The organism is Nocardiopsis sp. NPDC058789 (assembly GCF_042745575.1).
GTDB lineage: Bacteria > Actinomycetota > Actinomycetes > Streptosporangiales > Streptosporangiaceae > Nocardiopsis > Nocardiopsis eucommiae.
The window spans coordinates 133,029-153,114 of the sequence record NZ_JBHYOW010000013.1 but is presented as its reverse complement, the minus strand read 5'-3'; the positions used below and the strand labels follow the sequence as shown (position 1 = coordinate 153,114).

The following is a 20,086-nucleotide window of genomic DNA, read 5'->3' as shown; positions in this document are numbered from 1 at the left end:
CCGGGGCCGGGGCGGGGTCACTCGCTCCCTTCGGAGGGTTCCACGACCGGCCGGTGCACGACCTCGTCGATGACGGTGAGCGTCTGGGTGGACGTCACACCGGGGAGTGACTGGAGTCGGCTCAGGATGAGGTCGCGCAGCTGGTTGGTGTTGGCGACGCGGACCAGCAGCACGATGTCCGCCGACCCCACCACGTACCAGCAGTACTCGATCTCGGGGTAGGACGAGAGGATCTCCCGGTTGGCCCGCCAGTCGGGCTGGCTGCCCGAGATGAGTACCAGCGCGGTGACGCCGAGCCCCATCTTGGAGTGGTCGGTCACCACGGAGTAGCCGCGGATGACCCCTTCGTCGGTGAGGCGCTTGATCCGGTTGTATGCCGTGGCTCGGGAGACGTTGGCCAGCGCGGCGATCTCGGTGATGCCGGTCCGGGCGTCCTTGGCGAGCGCGCTCAGAATGGTCTGGTCGGTCGTGTCCGGCCGCCGGCCGTTCCTGTGCTGTTCGCCCATGGCCATGTGCGTGCTCCTCGTGTGCTCTTGTCGCAGGGCTCTGCTCCGTGCTGTCGTCATTGACAGGAAGCCGGGAAAAGCCGGTCGGAGAGATGACGGACGCGCGTTCCGTGGTGCTCGGGTCGGGGTGGGGGGTTTCGGGGGATTCGTGCGTACGGACCTCTGGTGGGATCCGCCAAACGGGGGAGTGGCGGAGGAGTTCCGACTGTACTCATGGTTGACGCACGGAGTAGGTCGAGGGTTTCCCTGACTGAGCAGTAACTACACCCGAACCAGCAGAATCCGCCAGAAATTCTTGTCTTGACGCCCATTCTCCGCATATTTGTCGTGACTGTCCGGGCATACGACGACTCCCTGTGTGTGGCCTCCGGGGGTCCTCGGGTGGGGTGGAAGCTGGGTGGTGTTGATGGTGATTCGTGATGTTTGGCACTGCGTGTCGTTTTCCCTCGTTCGAGGGGGTGAATCCTGGACGTATACGAACCAAACCAGGTCTCACGTTCCTGATCGTATCGACTGTACGGTCGTATCTAGCGAAACTGTCCAGTTGTACGGAGAATCAAAGGCAGACCGTGACCACCCCGAGCCCGGGTCGCGCCACCACGCGAGCGGGGCCACGTTGGGAGCCGCTCGACATGCCAACCCCAGAGCCCACGGGCCAGGGCGCCACCACCGTGGAGCACCTGAGCCCCGCACTCACCCGCGAGCTGTACCGCGCGATGCGTACGGCGCGTGACCTGGACACCGAGGCCATCGCCCTCCAGCGCCAGGGCGTCTTCCCCGCCTACGTCTCCGTCCGGGGACAGGAGGCCGCCCAGGTGGGCAGCGCCAGCGCGCTCGACCCCACCCGCGACTTCGTCTTCCCCACCTACCGCGAGATGGCCTCCGCCCTCGCCTACGGGGTCGAGATGGTCGGCTACATGGCCACCCACCGCGCCCTGTGGCACGGGGGCCTCTACGACGTGATGGAGTCCCGCTTCGGCGCGATCAACGCGGTGGTCGGCGGTCCCGTGCCGCACGCCGTGGGCTGGGCGGTCGGTGAGCGGCTCCGGGGCGGTGACGGCGTCGCCATGGCCTACTTCGGTGACGGCGCCAGCTCCGAGGGCGACGTGCACGAGTCCATGAACTTCGCGGGCGTGTTCACGGCCCCCGTCGTCTTCCTCTGCCAGAACAACCAGTGGGCCCTGTCGGTGCCCAACGAACGCCAGGTGGCGGGAGGCTCCGTCGCCGCGCGTGCCGAGGGCTACGGCATGGCCGGGGTCCTCGTCGACGGAAACGACGTCGGCGCCGTGTACTCGGCCACGGCGGAGGCGGTCGAGCGTGCCCGTGCGGGCGGCGGTCCCACGGTCATCGAGGCGCTCACCTACCGCGTCGAACCCCACTCCACCTCCGACGACCCGGGCCGCTACCGGGACCAGGCGGAGGCCGAGCGCTGGCGCGGACGCGACCCCCTCGAGCTGCTGCGCGCGGCGATGATCGAGGCCGGACACGCCGACGCGACCGACCTCGCCACCGTGGACGCCGAGGCAGCGAAGCGCGCCGAGGAGATCCGCGACGGGGTCGCGGAGGCCCCCGAGCCCGACGGCTCCGCGTTGTTCACCCACGTCTTCCGGGAGACCACCGAGGAGCTGGCCCGGCAGCACCGCACCTGGCAGGAAGAGGTCGAGCTGTGACCGAGCTGATCGAACACACCGACACGCCGGTCGTGACCCGGACGGTCGAGCTGTCCATGCAGCAGGCCATCAACCGGGCCCTGCGCGTGCTGCTGGAGGAGGACCCGGAGGTCCTGGTCTTCGGTGAGGACGTCGGAGCCCTGGGCGGTGTCTTCCGTGTCACGGACGGTCTCCAGAAGGAGTTCGGTGACCAGCGCGTCTTCGACACTCCGCTGGCGGAGTCGGCCATCATGGGCATGGCGGTCGGCCTGGCGATGAACGGCTGGCGGCCGGTCCCCGAGCTCCAGTTCGACGGCTTCGCGTATCCGGCCGTCGACCAGATCGTCAACCAGGTGGCGCGCATGAACTACCGCACCCGTGGCGCCGCCCCCATGCCGATCACCCTGCGCCTGCCGTCCTTCGGCGGCATCCAGGCCCCCGAGCACCACGGCGAGAGCCTGGAGGCGCTCTTCGCGCACACCCCCGGGCTCAAGGTCGTGGCCCCCTCCGACCCGGGTGAGGCCTACAGCCTGCTGCTCCAGTCCGTGCGTTCCGACGACCCGGTCGTGTTCATGGAGCCCAAGGCCCGCTACTGGGACCGTCGTCCGGTCCGCTTGAGCGAGCCCACCGACCCCATCGGCACCAGCCGGATCGTGCGTCCCGGAACCCACGCCACCCTCGTCGCCTGGGGCGCGATGGTGCACCGCTGCCTCCAGGTGGCCGAGCTGGCCGCCGAGGACGGAGTGGACCTGGAGGTCCTGGACCTGCGCTGGCTCAAGCCCATCGACGCCGCGGGGCTGGCCGCCTCGGTGGCCCGCACCAAGCGGGCCGTGGTCGTCCACGAGGCTCCGCTCACCGCCGGTCTCGGCGCGGAGGTGGCCGCGCTCGTCACCGAGAACTGCTTCCGTGAGCTCGCCGCCCCGGTCCAGCGCGTCACCGGATTCGACGTGCCCTACCCGGCCGGGCCGTTGGAGTCCCAGTACCTGCCGACGATCGACCGCGTGCTGCTCGCGGTCCAGCGAACCCTGGAGTACTAGCCCCCATGCCCGAAGAGAACATCACCTTCACCCTCCCCGACCTGGGTGAGGGCCTGGTCGAGGCGACCGTCCTGGAGTGGCAGGTCGCGGTCGGGGACACGATCGGCCGCAACGACCCGCTGGTCGAGGTCGAGACCACCAAGTCCGCCGTCGTCATCCCCTCGCCCAAGGCGGGGCGCGTGGTGGAACTGCACGCGGAGGAGGAGCAGGTGGTCCCGGTCGGGGACGCCCTGGTGACCTTCGCGGTGGAGGTCGAGGAAAAGGCGCCGCAGGCCGGGATCGTGGGACGTGTTCCCGAGGAGGACGCCACACCGCGGCGCCGGGTCCGGCTCAGGCCACCGACGAACTGACGCCGTTCCGGCGAGGGCCCGTTCGGATGTCGACACGAACAGAGCGATGATTCCGGTCATTCTGTTTATAGGAACATCTGAATGGGCCCTCGTTCGCTTCCAGCAAATCCCAACCCGGCACGAGAACGGAAAAGATTCATGAACGCGAATCTCGTCGGAGGCGTGACAATGCGTTATGCGGATTTGCCTCCGCAGGCGCCCGGCGATCACCTCCCGGTGCTTCTGCTGCACGGTTTCGGCACCAACTTCGAGATGAATTGGAGCGCCGCCGGATGGCCGCGCGCGCTCGACGCCGAGGGTCGCCGGGTGATCGGCCCCGACCTGCGCGGTCACGGGGCCAGCGACAAGCCCACCGACAGCGGGCTCTACCTGCCCGAACACTTCGTCAACGACCTCCTGGGGCTGCTCGACGACCTGGGCGTGGAGCGCGTCGACGTCGTCGGCTACTCCATGGGCTCCCGGCTCGCCTGGGAGCTCGCGCTCACCGCCCCCGAGCGGCTGCGGAGGGCGGTCCTGGGCGGGTTCGGTCCGGGCGACGCGCTGGCGGGCGTGGACGCCGCCGACCCGGGTGCGGGGGACACCCCCTTCGACCACGTGTACCGGACCGTCGCCGCGCTTCCGGGGAACGACACCGAGGCGCTCGCGGCCTGCGTCCGGGGCCAGGCCGCCCGCCCCTTCCAGGAGGAACCCCGTCCCGTCGGGGTCCCGATGCTCCTGGTCTCCGGTGCCAGGGACACCGTCGCGGAGGGCGCCGCCGGGCTCGCGGAGCGTTGCGGCGGGTCGTTCGTGGAGATCCCCGGGCGCGACCACGCCAACGCGGTCTCCTCGCGGGTCTTCAAGCAGGCGGCGGTGGGGTTCCTGGACGACTGAGTCCGTGCGTGTCCGAGTGGGTCAGTCCGGTCTAGACCGGGTGGGGTCGCACGGGGCTCCGGCGGGGCGGTGTGACCACAGGTGAAGGTCACGACACGCGCGGTCGCACCGCCGGATTCCTCGGGGGAACCGGAGGTCAAAAACGGCGATTAGGCCGGAGGTTGCCCGGATCCGGTGTGCTCTTGGTAACTTCCCGGTAAGGCCCCGTTTCACTCTGCTCTCGCCTTCATAACAACTCCGTCCGTTGGTTAGAAGTACATTCGGCCAGCGGATATCGTCCGGCTGCAGAACTCAGGTCGGTCCCGCGCGGAATGCGGTCCGCTGAGAGGGCGAAGGGGAGACTTTCTAGTGAAGCGCAGCAACGCAGCCAAGTTCGCGGCGGTCGCCGCCGCGGGCGTGCTCGCACTCACCGCGTGCGACAACGCGGCCGACAACGGTGGTGGCGACGGTGGCGGCGACGGAGAGGTCTCCTCCGACCTCAAGGTCGGCCTGGCCTACGACGTGGGTGGTCGCGGTGACCGCTCCTTCAACGACTCCGCCTACCGCGGCCTGGAGCAGGCCGCTGAGGAACTGGGCGTCGAGACCAACGACTTCGAGCCCGCCGACGGCGAGGCCGAGTCCGCCAAGGAGGAGCGCCTGGCCACCATGGCGGAGGAGGGCTACGACGTCATCATCGCCGTGGGCTTCGCCTACGACGCCTCCGTCCAGGCCGTCGCCACCGAGTACCCCGAGGTCGACTTCGCGATCGTCGACTCCGAGATCGAGGACATCGACAACGTCACCAGCCTCGTCTTCGCCGAGGAGCAGGCCTCCTTCCTCGCCGGTGCCGCCGCCGCGCTGACCACCGAAGAGGACCACGTCGGCTTCGTCGGCGGTGTCGAGACCCCGCTGATCCGCAAGTTCGAGGCGGGCTACGTCGCGGGCGTCGCGCACGTCGACGAGGACATCGAGGTGGAGATCAACTACCTCAGCCAGCCGCCGGACTTCGCCGGCTTCAACGACCCCGCCCAGGGCCGTGAGGCCGCCCAGGCCCAGTACGACCGCGGCGCGGACGTCATCTACCATGCCGCCGGCGCCTCCGGCAACGGCATCCTCCAGTCCGCCGTGGACAACGACTTCACCTTCATCGGCGTCGACAGCGACCAGTACGAGAACGCCGAGGAGGAGCAGAAGCCGTACGTCCTGACCTCCGCCATCAAGCAGGTCGACGTGTCGGTCTTCGAGTTCATCCGCTCCGCCACCGAGGGCGACGTCGAGGCCGGGATCAAGCGCTTCGACCTCAGCGAGGGCGGCGTGGACTACACGCAGACCAACGAAGAGGCGATCGCCCCCGTCCAGGACGAGCTCGACGAGCTCAAGCAGCAGATCATCGACGGTGAGATCGAGGTTCCCAGCCAGCCGTAACGGCTCCGGGACACTCCACGGAGCGGGCACCGGGCCCGCACCGTGACACGAAGGAACACGGAGCCGGAGGGGCCAGCCCCCTTCGGCTCCGCCCGGTAGCCGCACCGCGACGAAGGCGTCCCGGCCGTGGCCGATCCCAGGCCCGTCCGCGCCCCGCCGCACATTCCCACAGAGGAGTCTGATGAGCAGCACGCCATCGGGCGGCGGGTCGAACGAACCCGCCGCCGTTGAGCTGCGCGGGATCACGAAGCGTTTTCCCGGCGTCGTGGCCAACCACGACATCGACATCACCGTGGCTCCCGGTACCGTGCACGCCATCGTCGGCGAGAACGGGGCGGGCAAGTCCACGCTGATGAAGACCCTGTACGGCATGCACCGGCCGGACGAGGGCACCATCCACATCCGTGGCCAGGAGGTGCGCTTCCACTCGCCCTCCGACGCCATCAGGCACGGCATCGGCATGGTCCACCAGCACTTCATGCTGGCCGACAACCTCACCGTCCTGGAGAACGTGGTCCTGGGTGCCGAGCGCAGGCACGGCATCGGCCGGAAGGCCCGGGCCCGCATCCAGGAGCTGTCCGCCCAGTACGGGCTCGGCGTCGACCCCGACCGCCTCATGGAGGACCTGGGCGTCGGCGACCGCCAGCGCGTGGAGATCCTCAAGGTCCTCTACCGGGGCGCCCGGACCATCATCCTGGACGAGCCCACCGCCGTGCTGGTGCCGCAGGAGGTCGACGAACTCTTCGACAACCTGCGCGTGCTCAAGCGCGAGGGCCTGACGGTCATCTTCATCTCGCACAAGCTCGACGAGGTCCTGTCGGTCGCGGACGACATCACGGTGATCCGTCGCGGCACGACGGTGGCCACCGCCGACCCGCGCACGACCACGGCCCGCCAGCTCGCCACGCTCATGGTCGGCGGCGAACTGCCCGTGCCCGAGCTGCGCGAGTCCACCGTCACCGACAAGGTCGTGCTCGCCCTGGCCGGGGTCACCCTGCTCTCGGCCGAGGGCCGGCCCGTCGTCGACGACGTCACCCTGGACATCCGCGAGGGCGAGATCGTCGGCATCGCCGGGGTCGAGGGCAACGGCCAGTCCGAGCTCATCGAGGCCATCATGGGGATGCGCCGGGCCAGCTCCGGCACCATCACCCTCGAAGAGCACGACATCACCCACTGGTCCACGCTGCGCATCCGCGAGGCCGGGGTCGGCTACATCCCCGAGGACCGCCACCGGCACGGCGTCCTGCTGGACTCCCCGCTCTGGGAGAACCGCGTCCTCGGCCACCAGACCCGGGCACCCAGCGTCAACGGCCCCTGGATCAACCGGCCCGGAGCCCGCGCCGACTCCGAGCGGATCGTCGCCGAGTACGACGTCCGCACCCCCAACATCGACGTCGTCGCCGACGCGCTGTCCGGGGGCAACCAGCAGAAGTTCATCATCGGCCGGGAGATGAGCGGGAACCCCCGGTTCCTGGTCGCCGCCCACCCGACCCGAGGCGTGGACGTCGGCGCGCAGTCGGCCATCTGGGAGCAGCTGCGCGAGGCCCGCGCCGCCGGGCTGGCCGTGCTGCTGATCTCCGCCGACCTCGACGAGCTCATCGGCATGTCCGACACACTCCACGTCATCCTGCGCGGCCGCCTGGTCGCGGAGGCCGACCCGACCAGCGTCACCCCCGAGCAGCTCGGCTCCGCCATGACCGGCGCCGGACTGGACGGCGCGGGCGCGCACACGGAAGGTGACAGCGGTGCTGAGGGCACCCACAGCAACGAGAGCGAGGACGGCGCATGAGTGACCCCGTACGCCGGACCGTCGCGACACCGGTCGTGATCCTCCTGGCGGTCCTCCTGGGCGGCGGGGGCACCGTCGTCCTGGACCTGTTCCTGCTGTGGTGGGCCGCGCTCATCATCGGCGTCGTCCTCGCCTTCTCCCTCGTGGCCGTCCTGGCCCCGATGACCCCCGACCGGAACCGGGTGGGCTCCGACGGGACCAAGGAGGAGGGCACACCCCTCCACCGGATCCTCGTCGTCCCGATGGCCCTGGTGCTCTCGGTCGCGGGCGGCCTGGTCGCCGCATGGATGTTCGACCTCTCGCTGATCGATTCCGTCGCCGCCGCGCTGGGCGCCGTGGTCGGCTCGCTGCTCGCGTTCGTGCTCTTCCACCGCCTCTCCGCGATGATGGCGCTGTCCTTCGCCGCCGTGCTGACGGCGGGCGTGATCGCGATCGGCGTCACCGCCGCGGTCCTGTACTTCAGCGGCATCGCGCCGCTGCCCACCTTCGAGCGGATGCTGGAGTACGGCACCCGGCCCAACAGCCTGGTGCAGATCATCAACGACAGCACCACGTACTACCTGGCCGCCGTGGCCGTGGCGATCGGCTTCAAGATGAAGCTGTTCAACATCGGCGTGGACGGCCAGTACCGGCTCGCCGCGCTGCTGGCGGCCGCTGTCGGCGGCTACCTGGTGCTGCCCCCGGTGCTCAGCCAGTTCGTCGTCATCCTCACCGCCGTCGTGGTCGGCGGCGTGTGGGCGGGCATCGCGGGCTACCTCAAGGTGGCCCGGGGCGTGTCCGAGGTGATCTCCACGATCATGCTCAACGCGATCGCCACCGGCATCACCGCCTACCTGCTGAGCGAGGGCCGCCTCGCGGTCGAGATCAGCACCAACAACATCGGCACCCCGCCGATCCCCGAGTCCGGCTGGGTCCCCGGCATCCCGGCGACCTTCCTCGGCTCGGACCGGGAGATCTACGGTCTGATCCTGCTGTCCGTCGCGGTGGGCATCGGGTACTGGATCATGCTCAACCGCACACGGTTCGGCTTCGAACTGCGGGCCACCGGCCAGTCGCAGTCGGCGGCCGAGGCCAGCGGTGTGAACGTGCGGAAGATGGTCTTCCTGTCCATGCTCTTCTCGGGCATGGTCGCCGGTCTGGTGGGTCTGCCGCAGCTGCTCGGCAACTCCCACTACTACGCCCTGGACTTCCCGACGGGGATCGGCTTCATCGGCATCGCGATCGCGCTGCTGGGACGCAACCACCCCGTGGGCATCGTCTTCGCCTCCCTGTTCTGGGCCTTCCTGACCCAGGCGGCGGGCATCCTGCCCTTCGACGGCATCCCGCAGGAGATCGCCGTCATCGCCCAGGCCACGATCGTCCTCACGGTCGTCGTGGTCTACGAGGTCGTGCACCGCTGGGGCCGCCGCTACCAGCAGCAGCAGATCGGCAGGCAGCTCGGCCGCACGACCGAGTCCACCCCGGAGCCCGCCGCCGTGTCCGACGGCGGCGCCTCCGACGGTCCCGTCACCGACGGCACCGACGACAAGCGCGGCGGGGAGGCACAGTGAGCCAGGAACTCAACGTGATGGAGCCGGTGAACAGGGCGTCCCGGCCCCGGGGATGGTCGCGCTGGCGCGGCCTCACCCTGCTCATGGCGGTCTTCGTGTCGCTGGCGGGCCTGCGGGTCATCACCGGCCAGGACATGCTGACCGACGCGGGCACCGTCCGCACCACGCTGACCTTCGCGGTCCCGATCGGTCTGGCCGCCCTCGGCGGTCTGTGGGCCGAGCGCGCGGGCATCATCAACATCGGTCTCGAAGGCATGATGATCTTCGGGACGTGGTTCGGCGCCTACTTCGCGTGGAGCTTCAACGACCCGTGGATCGGCCTGCTGGCCGGAACCCTGGGCGGCATGCTCGGCGGCCTGGTCCACGCGGTGGCCACCGTGACCTTCGCGGTGGACCACATCGTGTCCGGTGTGGCGATCAACATCCTCGCCCTGGGCGCCATGCGCTACCTGTCGATCCTGGTCTACTCCGACATCCCCGGAGCCGGCGCGGCCCAGTCCCCGTCCGCCCCGTCGTTCCCGACCCTGAACCTGCCGTGGCTGCCGGAGGCGCTCGCGCCGGTCGCGCAGAGCGGCATCTTCCTGGTCAGCGACCTGGCGGCGCTGGTCATCGGCCTCACCACCCGCATGTCGGCGCTGACCCTCATCGCCATCCTGCTGGTCCCGATCAGCTACCTGGTGCTGTGGAAGACCACCTTCGGCCTGCGGCTGCGCTCGGTCGGTGAGAACCCCGACGCCGCCGAGTCCCTCGGTGTGCCGGTGTACACGCTCAAGTACGTCGCCGTGGTCATCTCCGGTGGTCTGGCCGGTATGGGCGGCGTGTTCCTCGCGATCGTCGCCTCCCAGATCTACCAGGAGGGGCAGACCGGCGGCCGGGGCTACATCGGTCTGGCCGCGATGATCTTCGGCAACTGGCGCCCCGGCGGTCTGGCCATGGGCGCCACCCTGTTCGGCTACACCGACGCGCTCCAGCTGCGCGGGGGCGGAGCGGCCATCCACGCACTGCTGCTGCTCCTGGCCGTGGTCCTGCTCGTGGTGGCCGTGTGGCAGGTGCGCAAGGACCGCAAGGGCATCGCCGTGGCGGGTGTCCTCGCCGCGATCGTCCTGCTCTTCTGGTACTTCAGCACCGACTCGCTGCCGCGTGAGCTGGCGACCTACAGCCCGCACATCGCGACGCTGCTGGTGCTCTCGCTGGCCTCGCAACGGCTGCGGGCACCCGCCGGGATCGGAAAACAGTGGAGGGCGAGCAGGTCATGACCGCACGGGAAGTGGACTGGGAGGCCCTGCGCGAGGCCGCCCGGGAGGCCATGGGCCACGCCTACGCGCCGTACTCGAAGTACCCGGTGGGCGCGGCGGCGCTGGTCGACGACGGCCGGGTGGTGAGCGGCTGCAACGTGGAGAACGCCTCCTACGGTGTGGGCCTGTGCGCCGAGTGCGGGCTCGTCAGCGCCCTGCACGCCTCCGGTGGCGGCCGACTGGTCGCCTTCGCCTGCGTGGACGGCCAGGGGCGGACCCTGATGCCGTGCGGGCGCTGTCGCCAGCTCCTGTACGAACACGGCGGGCCGGACCTGCTGGTGGACACGCCCGAGGGCATCCTGCCCATGGAACGCGTGCTGCCCCAGGCCTTCGGACCGCACAACCTCGCCTGACCGGCGGAGCACCAACGGTCGTCTCCCCGGCCGCCGACCCACGGCGGCCGGGGAGACGTCTTTGCGCACCACCTCTTCACGACACGGAAGGAACATGACATGGACGTCATCGAGATCATCCGCGCCAAACGAGACGGGGGACGCCTGACCCCGGAACAGATCGACTGGGTGATCGGGGCCTACACCGGTGGCGAGGTGGCCGAGGAGCAGATGGCGGCGCTGGCGATGGCGATCTTCCTGCGCGGCATGGACCGCGCGGAGGTGAGCCGCTGGACCGAGGCGATGCTCTCCTCGGGTGACCGCCTGGACTTCACCGACCTGGACCGGCCCACCACGGACAAGCACTCCACCGGAGGAGTGGGCGACAAGATCACCCTTCCGCTCACCCCCACCGTGGCGGCCTGCGGGGCGGCCGTCCCGCAGCTGTCCGGGCGCGGGCTCGGGCACACCGGCGGCACCCTCGACAAGCTGGAGTCCATCCCCGGGTGGCGGGCGTCGCTGTCCACCGACGAGATGCGGCGGGTCATCACCGACACCGGCGGGGTGATCTGCGCGGCCGGAAGCGGACTGGCACCCGCCGACCGCAGGCTGTACGCCCTGCGCGACGTCACCGGCACGGTGGAGTCCATCCCGCTGATCGCCGCCTCCATCATGAGCAAGAAGCTCGCGGAGGGCACGGCCGCGCTGGTGCTGGACGTCAAGGTGGGTTCGGGCGCGTTCATGAAGGACGCCGACTCCGCCCGCGAGCTGGCCCGGACGATGGTGGACATCGGCAACGACCACGGTGTCCGCACGGTCGCCCTGCTCACCGACATGGCCACGCCCCTGGGCCGCCAGGTCGGCAACGCGCTGGAGGTCGCGGAGTCGGTGGAGGTGCTCTCGGGCGGCGGCCCCGCCGACGTCGTGGAGCTCACGGTGGCGCTGGCCCGCGAGATGCTCCTCGCGGCGGGCATGACGCCCGGGGAGAACGGGGTGAAGGACCCCGCCGACGCGCTGCGCGACGGCAGCGCGCTGGAGTCCTGGAAGGCGCTGGTGCGCGCCCAGGGCGGGGACCCGGACGCGGCGCTGCCGGTGGCGGCCGAACGCCGTACGGTCCTGGCTCCGACCAGCGGTGTGGTCACGCGGCTGGACGCCTACCAGGTGGGCCTGGCCGCGTGGCGTCTGGGCGCGGGCCGGGCCCGCAAGGAGGACGCGGTCTCGTTCGGCGCGGGGGTCACCCTGCACGCCAAGCCGGGCGAGGAGGTCTCGGCGGGTGAACCGCTGTTCACCCTGCACGCGGACGAGCCCGAACGCTTCGACCGCGCCGCCCGGGCGCTGGAGGGCGCCCTCGACATCGGCGGCGCGGCCGAGCGGACGGCGAACCCCCTGGTCATCGACCGGGTCTCCTGACCCCTAGTTGGGCATCGGCGGCATCATCTGCTGCGGGGCGGCGTCCGGCACCAGCAGGAACGCGGCGGCGGCGACGAGGACGAACAGGAAACCGACCACCGTCGTCGCCGTGGCGGACCAGCGCGCCCACGGGCTGGTTCCCCGGTTGAGCAGGGCCAGGGCCAGGGTGGAGGCGAGCACGGTGAGCAGTGACACCGCGCCGCCCATCCACAGCTGGGCCTCGATGGAGCGGATCTGGCCGCCCTCGATGGGCTGGCCACCGAGCATGATCATGCTGGTGAGGAGCTCCAGCAGCTGGCTGGAGAAGATGGTGACGGCGAGCAGGGCCAGGCCCACGATGCTCAGGGTCTCGCTGGAGAAGGCGCCGCCGGGGCGGGGCTCGGTCTCGGTGACCTCGAACTCGTGGTCGTCGGCGGCCTCCTCCTCGGCGGCCTCACCCTCCGGGGCGTCGGGCTCGGCGGTGCGCGCCGTGCCGGAGGCCTCGGCGGGGTACCCCGGCTCGAACTTCGGCTGCGGCGAGCCCCCGCCGGTGCTCGTGGTGTTCTCGGGCTTGTCGTTGTCTTCCGGTGCGGTACTCACGCGGCCAACGTACCCGCGTATCGGGATAAGCGGGACCTAAGAATCACCTGCTCAGGCAAGGGATACCGCCAATTTCCGGTCAGGCGGCGGAGGTCGGTGCGGTCAGTAGCACGTACGACAGCACGGTCAGTACGACGAACAGGAGCCCGACCAGCACGGTGGCGGCGGAGAGGGCGCGCACCCACGGGCTGGTCTCCGGTCCGGAGCGGAACAGCGCGGCGGCCGAGCACAGGACGGCCAGCGCCGAGAACAGTCCGGCGCCGGTGAGCTCACCCTGGACCGCCGGGCCGAGGGTGCCCTCGGCGCCGATGAGGGTCTGCGTGTTGAAGATCCCGATCAGCTGGGTGGACAGCAGGGTGGTGGCCAGCATGAGGAGCCCGGTCACGCTGAGGGTCCCGGGACCGAACAGGGGAGCGCGGCGCGGCGCGTGCTGGCCCTCCAGGAACGCCTCGGAGGCGGGTGAGGACACCGCGGCGGCCGGGGTCTCGGGGGTGGGCTCGGACCCGGGCGTCTCGGTGGACTCGTCGGGGGAGGTGGGGGACGTGGTGTCTTCTGAGGAGGTACTCACGCGCGCCAAAATACCCCGCGTCCGTCCCGTTTCGCGGCACCGTAACCGGTTGACTGCGGCCGGTTCCGGCCATTTCGCCCGAGGTCGTCGTTCAGGGGAAAAACAATCACGGGTGCTTGTTCTTTTCTGTGTCCGGTGTCACCCTCTTTCCCATGACCGCTACAGCAGCCCCCTCCCTGTGGATCGGGAACGCCTCGGGCTTCTACGGTGACCGCCTCGCCGCCGTCCACGAGATGCTCACCGAAGGCCCCGTCGACGTGCTCACCGGCGACTACCTGGCCGAACTCACGATGGCCATCCTCGGTCGCGACCAGCTGGCCGACCCGAGCAGGGGTTACGCCCGCACCTTCCTGCGGCAGATGCGTGCGTGCCTGGCCACCGTCATGGAACGCCGGGTCCGCGTGGTCACCAACGCGGGCGGCCTCAACCCCCGGGGCCTGGCCGACCGCCTCACCGAACTAGCGGAGGGTCTCGGCTTCGAGCCCCGTATCGCCTGCGTCACCGGGGACGACCTGCTGCACCGGGCCGAGGAACTCGACCTCGGCACCCCCCTCACAGCCAACGCCTACCTGGGCGCCTTCGGGATCGCCCGGTGCCTGGACGCCGGGGCGGACATCGTCGTCACCGGCCGCGTCACCGACGCCTCCCTGGCGGTGGGCCCCGCCATCTCCCACTTCGGCTGGACCCGGGACGACCTCGACGCCCTCGCCGGAGCGACCGCCGCGGGACACGTCATCGAGTGCGGAGCCCAGGCCACGGGCGGCAACTACGCCCTGCCGCGCGAGCTCGCCGGACGCGACCTGGACCACCCCGGGTTCCCGATCGCGGAGATCTCCGCCGACGGCACCTCGGTGATCACCAAGCACCCGGGTTCCGGCGGCGCGGTCACCGTGGGCACCGTCACCGCGCAGCTCGTCTACGAGATCCGGGGCGCCCGCTACCCCGGCCCCGACGTCACCACCCGCCTGGACACCGTCCGGCTCGACCAGGAGGCCGAGGACCGGGTACGGATCAGCGGGGTCACCGGGGAGGCCCCGCCGCCCGAGCTCAGGGTCGGCCTCACCGGGATCAGCGGCTTCCGCAACGAGGTCGAGTTCCTCGTCACCGGACTGGACGCGGAGGACAAGGCCGCCCGGGCCGAGCGCCAGATGCGCGCCGCACTGGCCAGGGGCGGCCCCGCCGACCTCCGGTTCGCGTTCGTTCCGGCCCGCGATCCCCACGGTGACACCCAGGACGACGCCACCGCCCGGCTGCGCGTGGTCGCCCGCGACCACGACCCCGCCGTCATCGGGCGCCGCTTCGGTGCCGCCGCGGTGGAACTGGCGCTCGCCAGCTACGCCGGGTTCCACATCACCGCGCCGCCCCGCGACGCCCGCCCGGACGGGGTCACCGTCTCCCACGCGCTGGTCCCGGCGGCCGAGGTCGAGCACACCGTCATCACCCCGGACGGGGAGCGGGAACACGTCCCGCACCCCGAGCGCACCAGAGCACTCACGGAGGTCCCCGAACCCCCGCTCCCCGAACCCCTGCCCGAGGGGCCGACCCGCGTCGCACCCCTGGGCCTGGTACTGGGCGCGCGCAGCGGCGACAAGGGCGCTGACGCCAACGTGGGCGTGTGGGCCACCTCCGACGAGGGCTGGCGCTGGCTGGCCCACACCCTCACCGCCGACACCCTGCGCGAGCTCCTGCCCGAGACCGCCGACCTCCGGGTCACTCGCCACCTGCTGCCCCGACTACGGGCCGCCAACTTCTGGATCGAGGGGATCCTCGCCACCGGCTCCGCCCGCCGCGAGGGACTGGACCCCCAGGCCAAGGGGCTCGGTGAGTGGCTGCGCGCCCGCCGTCTGCCCGTCCCCGCGTCCCTGCTGCCCGAGACCCCGCTGCCCCAGACCCCGCGACACGAGGAGGGCCCGTGAGCGTCCTGACCTCCGGACTCGACACCCGGAGCCCGGCCTACGCCGAGGCCAGGGAGTCCATGCTCGCCAAACTCACCGAGCTCGACACCGAACACGCCAAGGCCCTGGCCGGGGGCGGTGAACGCTACGTGGAGCGGCACCGTGCCCGGGGCGGACTGCTGGCCCGGGAACGGATCGAACTCCTCCTGGACGAGGGCAGCCCCTTCCTCGAACTGTCCCCGCTGGCCGCGTGGGGGAGCGACTTCCACGTGGGCGCCAGCGTGGTCACCGGGGTGGGCGTGGTCTCGGGCGTCGAGTGCGTGATCGTCGCCAACGACCCCACCGTGCGCGGCGGCTCCAGCAACCCCTGGTCCCTGCGCAAGTCGCAGCGGGCCGGGGAGATCGCGGAACGCAACCGGATGCCCATGATCAGCCTCGTGGAGTCCGGCGGCGCCGACCTGCCCACGCAGAAGGAGATCTTCATCCCCGGCGGCGGCACCTTCCGCCACCTCACCCAGCTGTCCGCCGCGGGGATCCCCACCATCGCCCTGGTCTTCGGCAACTCCACAGCGGGTGGGGCCTACGTCCCCGGCATGAGCGACCACGTGGTCATGGTCCGGGACCGCTCCAAGGTCTTCCTCGGCGGTCCACCGCTGGTCAAGGCGGCCACCGGCGAGGAGAGCGACGACGAGTCCCTGGGCGGCGCCCGCATGCACGCCGAGGTCTCCGGCCTCGCCGACCACTTGGCCGAGGACGAGCACGACGCGATCCGGCTCGGCCGCCGAATCGTGGCCCGCCTCAACCACGTCAAGGCCGGACCCGTCCCCGCCCGCGAGGTCCGCGAACCCCTGCTGCCCGCCGAGGAGCTCCTGGGGATCATGCCGCCCGACCTCAAGGTCCCGGTGGACCCGCGCGAGGTCATCGCGCGCGTGGTGGACGGCTCGGAGTTCGACGAGTTCAAACCGTCCTACGGCCCCGGCCTGGTCACCGGCTGGGCCACCCTGCACGGGTACCCGGTCGGCCTCCTGGCCAACGACAACGGCGTGCTGTTCAGCGCCGAGGCGCAGAAGGCCACCCAGTTCATCCAGCTCGCCAACCGCTCCCACACACCGCTGGTCTTCCTGCACAACACCACCGGCTACATGGTCGGTGCCGAGTACGAGCAGGGCGGGATCATCAAGCACGGCTCGATGATGATCAACGCCGTCTCCAACAGCACCGTCCCGCACTTCTCCGTGCTCATCGGCGCCTCCTACGGCGCCGGGCACTACGGCATGTGCGGCCGCGCCTACGACCCCCGCTTCCTCTTCTCCTGGCCCAGCGCGCGCTCCGCCGTCATGGGGCCCAAGCAGCTGGCCGAGGTCGTCTCGATCGTCTCGCGCGCCTCCGCCGCCAAGAAGGGCCAGCCCTACGACGACGACCAGGACGCCGCGATGCGGGAGCTGATCGAGCACCAGATCGAGGCCGAGTCCCTGCCGACGTTCCTGTCCGGACGGGTCTACGACGACGGCGTCATCGATCCCCGCGACACCCGCACCGTCCTCGGGCTGTGCCTGTCCTTCGCCAGCAACGCACCGGTACGCGGCACCGACCGCTTCGGTGTCTTCCGAATGTGAGAAGGGGAAGGACCATGACCCCCACCCGACCCATCAACACACTGCTCGTCGCCAACCGGGGCGAGATCGCCCGCCGGATCCTCCGCACCTGCCGCACCCTGGGCGTGGCCACCGTCGCCGTGCACGCCCCCGGCGAGGAGGACGCCCCCCACGTGCGTGAGGCCGACACCGCCGTGCGCCTGCCCGTCCCCGAGGGGCGCGGACCCGTCGACGCCTACCTCGACTCCGACGCGCTCGTGGCCGCCGCCCGCTCCGCCGGGGCCGACGCGGTCCACCCGGGCTACGGCTTCCTCTCCGAGAACGCCGCCTTCGCGCGCGCGGTCGTCGACGCCGGACTGACCTGGGTCGGGCCCGGCGCCGAGGCGGTCGAGCAGATGGGGTCCAAGACCCTCGCCAAGAAGGTCGCGCGCGACGCCGGGGTGCCGGTCGCGGACGCCCTCGACCCCGCCGACGTCCGCGCCGAACACCTCCCCGTCCTGGTCAAGGCGGTGTCCGGGGGCGGCGGACGCGGCATGCGCGTGGTCCGCGACCTCGACGCCCTCGCCTTCGAGGCCGAGACCGCCCGTGCCGAGGCCGCCTCCGCCTTCGGTGATCCCGCGGTGTTCTGCGAGCCCTACGTGGAACGCGGGCGCCACGTGGAGGTGCAGATCCTCGCGGACCACCACGGCACCGTCTGGGCGCTGGGCGAGCGCGACTGCTCCGCGCAGCGCCGCCACCAGAAGGTCCTGGAGGAAGCGCCCGCGCCCGGGCTGCCCGAGGAGACCCGCCAACGCCTGCACCGCGCCGCCCGCGACCTCGCCGCCGCCATCGGCTACACGGGGGCCGGAACGGCCGAGTTCCTGGTCCCGGTCACGGACGGTGGAACGGGGGAACCGGTCTTCCTGGAGATGAACACCCGCCTCCAGGTGGAGCACCCCGTCACCGAGTGCGTCACCGGCCTCGACCTGGTGGAGTGGCAGCTGCGGATCGCCGAGGGCGAGCCCCTGCCCGACACCGGGCCGCCCGCCCCGCGCGGCCACGCCGTGGAGGCCCGCCTGTACGCCGAGGACCCGCGCGACGGCTGGCGGCCCCGCACCGGCACGCTGCACGCCTTCGACGTCCCCGCCGCCGACGTCTCCTTCGCGCCGCTCACCGCACCCGGGGTGCGCCTGGACCACGGGGTGGAGGCGGGCGACACCGTCGGCACCGACTTCGACCCCATGCTCGCCAAGGTCATCGCCTACGGCCGCGACCGCCGCGACGCCCTGCGCCGCCTGTCCGCCGCCCTCGCCCACGCCCGCCTGCACGGGGTGGGCACCAACCGGGACCTGCTCGTGCGGGCCCTGCGCCACCCTGACCTCGCGGACGCCGAGCGGCGGCCCGAACGCCTCCACACCGGCCTCCTCACCGGCGACCGCCTCGCCGAGCTCGCCCGGCCCCTCGCGGACGCCGACACCGAGGACCTCGCCGCTCTCGCCGCGTCCCTGGCCTCGGTCGAGGGCTCCCGGGGGAGCGGTGTCCTGCCTCCGGGTGTCCCGGCCGGGTGGCGGAACCTGCCCTCGGCGCCGCACCGGCGGCGCCACACCACACCCGACGGCCGCGAGACCACCTCCGCCTTCCGCTCCGTGCGCGGGACCCACCTGCCCGAGCGGGACGGGGTCCGGGTGCTCTCGGCCACGGCGGATCACGTGGTGCTGGAGGTGGACGGACTCCGGCGGGCCTTCGACGTGTACGGGCCGCGCCCCGGCGACACGGACGTCCACGTCGAGTCCGCTCTGGGCGCGGTCACCCTCACCCCCGTCGACCCACTCCCCGCACCCGTGCCCACCGTCGACCCCGGCGCCCTGCCCGCGCCCCTGCCCGGCACCGTCACCGCCGTGGACGTCGCGGTGGGGGACCGGGTCCGCGAGGGGCAGACCCTGCTGCGCATGGAGGCGATGAAGATGGAGCACCGCGTCACCGCTCCCGCCGACGGAACCGTCCGGGAACTGCCCGTCGGCGCGGGGGACCGGGTCCCGGCCGGGGCCCCACTGGCCGTCCTCGACCACACCGACAACGAAGGGCCTGATCAGTGACTGGTGCCATGACCTTCAACGAACCGCCCGAGCGCGTCGAGCTCCGTGCCGCCGTCTCCGACCTCGCCGCCAAGTACGGTTCCGAGTACTACCGGGCCAGGGCCAGGGAGGGCGCCTACCTCACCGAGCTCTGGAAGGAGGCGGGCGGGCTCGGCTACCTCGGCGTGAACATCCCCGAGGAGCACGGGGGCGGGGGCGGCGGCATCGGTGACCTCGCCGCCGTCCTGGAGGAGTTCAGCGCGGCGGGCTGCCCGACCCTGATGATGGTGGTCTCCCCGGCGATCTGCGGAACCGTGCTCTCCCGCTTCGGCACCCCCGAACAGCGCGACCGGTGGTTGCCCGGGCTGGCGAGCGGTGCGTCCATCATGGCCTTCGCCATCACCGAACCCGACGCCGGGTCCAACTCCCACCGCATCACCACCACCGCGCGCCGCGAGGGCGACGGCTGGGTGCTCAACGGACAGAAGACCTTCATCTCCGGGGTGGACGTCGCGGACGCCGTCCTCGTGGTCGGGCGGATCCAGGACGAGGACACCGGTCGCCTCTCGGCCGCCCTGTTCGTCGTCCCCACCGGTACCCCCGGGTTCACGGCACAGCGCATCGAGATGGACCTGGTCAGCCCCGACCACCAGTTCCAGCTGTTCCTGGACGACGTCCGGCTGCCCGCCGACGCCCTGGTCGGCGACCCCGAGGCCGGGCTCCTCCAGCTCTTCGCCGGGCTCAACCCCGAACGCATCATGGCCGCCTCCCTGGCCACGGGGAGCGCCCGCCACGCCCTCGACAAGGCCGTCGCCTACGCCAAGGAACGGACCGTGTGGCGGGACCGGCCCATCGGCTCGCACCAGGGACTGGCCCACCCGCTGGCTCAGGTGAAGATCGAGATGGAGCAGGCCCGCCTGATGACCCAGCACGCGGCGCTCCGCTACGATTCCGGCGACGACGCGGGTGCCGGGGAGGCCGCCAACATGGCCAAGTACGCCGCCGCCGAGGCCTGCGTGCGGTCCGTGGACCAGGCCGTGCAGACCCTCGGCGGCAACGGTCTGGCCAGCGGCTACGGCCTGGGGTCGGCGATCGCCGCCGCCCGGTTGGCCCGGATCGCCCCGGTGAGCCGGGAGATGGTCCTCAACTACGTGGCCCAGCAGTCCCTCGGGCTGCCCAAGTCGTACTGACACGGAGAGAAGG

At 71.3% G+C, this 20,086-nt stretch carries 17 protein-coding genes; 14 read left to right on the top strand and 3 right to left on the bottom strand.

Translation table 11 applies throughout. From position 1 onward, the window contains the following. Positions 1 to 17 precede the first annotated feature (17 nt). Positions 18 to 512 (bottom strand): Lrp/AsnC family transcriptional regulator, encoded by a 495-nt coding sequence (locus tag ACFW3L_RS20255; protein WP_378742736.1) that lies wholly within the window; start codon positions 510 to 512, stop codon positions 18 to 20. A 626-nt stretch (positions 513 to 1,138) separates the two neighbouring features. On the opposite strand from ACFW3L_RS20255, the gene ACFW3L_RS20250 reads away from it, so the two are divergent. The 10 genes from ACFW3L_RS20250 (at position 1,139) to ACFW3L_RS20205 (ending at position 12,192) form a co-directional block, all read left to right on the top strand. After that, positions 1,139 to 2,176 carry a thiamine pyrophosphate-dependent dehydrogenase E1 component subunit alpha gene (locus tag ACFW3L_RS20250; protein WP_378742734.1) on the top strand — a complete coding sequence of 346 codons (1,038 nt, stop codon included), beginning with the start codon at positions 1,139 to 1,141 and terminating at the stop codon, positions 2,174 to 2,176. Continuing rightward, complete coding sequence (locus tag ACFW3L_RS20245) at positions 2,173 to 3,192, top strand: alpha-ketoacid dehydrogenase subunit beta (RefSeq protein WP_378742732.1); 1,020 nt, start codon at positions 2,173 to 2,175, stop codon at positions 3,190 to 3,192. The genes ACFW3L_RS20250 and ACFW3L_RS20245 overlap by 4 nt, the downstream gene beginning before the upstream one ends. 5 nt (positions 3,193 to 3,197) lie before the next feature. Next, positions 3,198 to 3,542: a biotin/lipoyl-containing protein gene (locus ACFW3L_RS20240; RefSeq protein ID WP_378742730.1), complete on the top strand. Its 345-nt coding sequence runs from the start codon at positions 3,198 to 3,200 to the stop codon at positions 3,540 to 3,542. A 138-nt stretch (positions 3,543 to 3,680) separates the two neighbouring features. Then, a complete protein-coding gene (locus tag ACFW3L_RS20235) occupies positions 3,681 to 4,412 on the top strand; it encodes an alpha/beta fold hydrolase (protein ID WP_378742728.1) in 732 nt (243 codons plus the stop codon). Between the two features lie 348 nt (positions 4,413 to 4,760). Further along, entirely contained in the window at positions 4,761 to 5,816 is a 1,056-nt protein-coding gene (locus ACFW3L_RS20230; RefSeq protein WP_378742726.1) for a BMP family protein, read from the top strand. 181 nt (positions 5,817 to 5,997) lie between these two features. Further along, entirely contained in the window at positions 5,998 to 7,605 is a 1,608-nt protein-coding gene (locus ACFW3L_RS20225; protein ID WP_378742724.1) for an ABC transporter ATP-binding protein, read from the top strand. Next, positions 7,602 to 9,155 carry an ABC transporter permease gene (locus ACFW3L_RS20220; RefSeq protein ID WP_378742722.1) on the top strand — a complete coding sequence of 518 codons (1,554 nt, stop codon included), beginning with the start codon at positions 7,602 to 7,604 and terminating at the stop codon, positions 9,153 to 9,155. The genes ACFW3L_RS20225 and ACFW3L_RS20220 overlap by 4 nt, the downstream gene beginning before the upstream one ends. Then, positions 9,152 to 10,411 (top strand): ABC transporter permease, encoded by a 1,260-nt coding sequence (locus ACFW3L_RS20215; protein ID WP_378742720.1) that lies wholly within the window; start codon positions 9,152 to 9,154, stop codon positions 10,409 to 10,411. The genes ACFW3L_RS20220 and ACFW3L_RS20215 overlap by 4 nt, the downstream gene beginning before the upstream one ends. Continuing rightward, the gene (locus ACFW3L_RS20210) at positions 10,390 to 10,803 is read left to right on the top strand and encodes a cytidine deaminase (RefSeq protein ID WP_378742718.1); all 414 of its coding nucleotides are present in this window, start codon (positions 10,390 to 10,392) and stop codon (positions 10,801 to 10,803) included. The genes ACFW3L_RS20215 and ACFW3L_RS20210 overlap by 22 nt, the downstream gene beginning before the upstream one ends. Positions 10,804 to 10,902: 99 nt before the next feature. Next, complete coding sequence (locus ACFW3L_RS20205; protein WP_378742716.1) at positions 10,903 to 12,192, top strand: thymidine phosphorylase; 1,290 nt, start codon at positions 10,903 to 10,905, stop codon at positions 12,190 to 12,192. Positions 12,193 to 12,195: 3 nt separating this feature from the next. Here the strand turns inward: ACFW3L_RS20205 and ACFW3L_RS20200 are convergent, their stop codons facing one another. Together ACFW3L_RS20200 and ACFW3L_RS20195 are read right to left on the bottom strand one after the other, a co-directional pair. Next, complete coding sequence (locus ACFW3L_RS20200) at positions 12,196 to 12,771, bottom strand: hypothetical protein (protein WP_378742714.1); 576 nt, start codon at positions 12,769 to 12,771, stop codon at positions 12,196 to 12,198. A 79-nt stretch (positions 12,772 to 12,850) separates the two neighbouring features. Continuing rightward, the gene (locus ACFW3L_RS20195; RefSeq protein WP_378742712.1) at positions 12,851 to 13,339 is read right to left on the bottom strand and encodes a hypothetical protein; all 489 of its coding nucleotides are present in this window, start codon (positions 13,337 to 13,339) and stop codon (positions 12,851 to 12,853) included. Between the two features lie 152 nt (positions 13,340 to 13,491). Between ACFW3L_RS20195 and ACFW3L_RS20190 the strand changes: the two genes are divergently transcribed. Genes ACFW3L_RS20190 through ACFW3L_RS20175 form a run of 4 tightly spaced genes read left to right on the top strand, consistent with a single transcriptional unit; the run spans position 13,492 to position 20,073 of the window. Beyond that, the gene (locus ACFW3L_RS20190; protein WP_378742710.1) at positions 13,492 to 15,255 is read left to right on the top strand and encodes an acyclic terpene utilization AtuA family protein; all 1,764 of its coding nucleotides are present in this window, start codon (positions 13,492 to 13,494) and stop codon (positions 15,253 to 15,255) included. After that, on the top strand, positions 15,252 to 16,850 hold the full coding sequence (locus ACFW3L_RS20185; protein ID WP_378742708.1) for an acyl-CoA carboxylase subunit beta: 1,599 nt from the start codon (positions 15,252 to 15,254) through the stop codon (positions 16,848 to 16,850). The genes ACFW3L_RS20190 and ACFW3L_RS20185 overlap by 4 nt, the downstream gene beginning before the upstream one ends. Positions 16,851 to 16,864: 14 nt before the next feature. Further along, positions 16,865 to 18,904, top strand: a complete 2,040-nt coding sequence (locus ACFW3L_RS20180; protein ID WP_378742706.1) for an acetyl/propionyl/methylcrotonyl-CoA carboxylase subunit alpha — start codon at positions 16,865 to 16,867, stop codon at positions 18,902 to 18,904. Positions 18,905 to 18,912: 8 nt separating this feature from the next. After that, a complete protein-coding gene (locus tag ACFW3L_RS20175) occupies positions 18,913 to 20,073 on the top strand; it encodes an acyl-CoA dehydrogenase family protein (RefSeq protein ID WP_378742704.1) in 1,161 nt (386 codons plus the stop codon). The last annotated feature ends 13 nt before the right edge of the window (positions 20,074 to 20,086 follow it).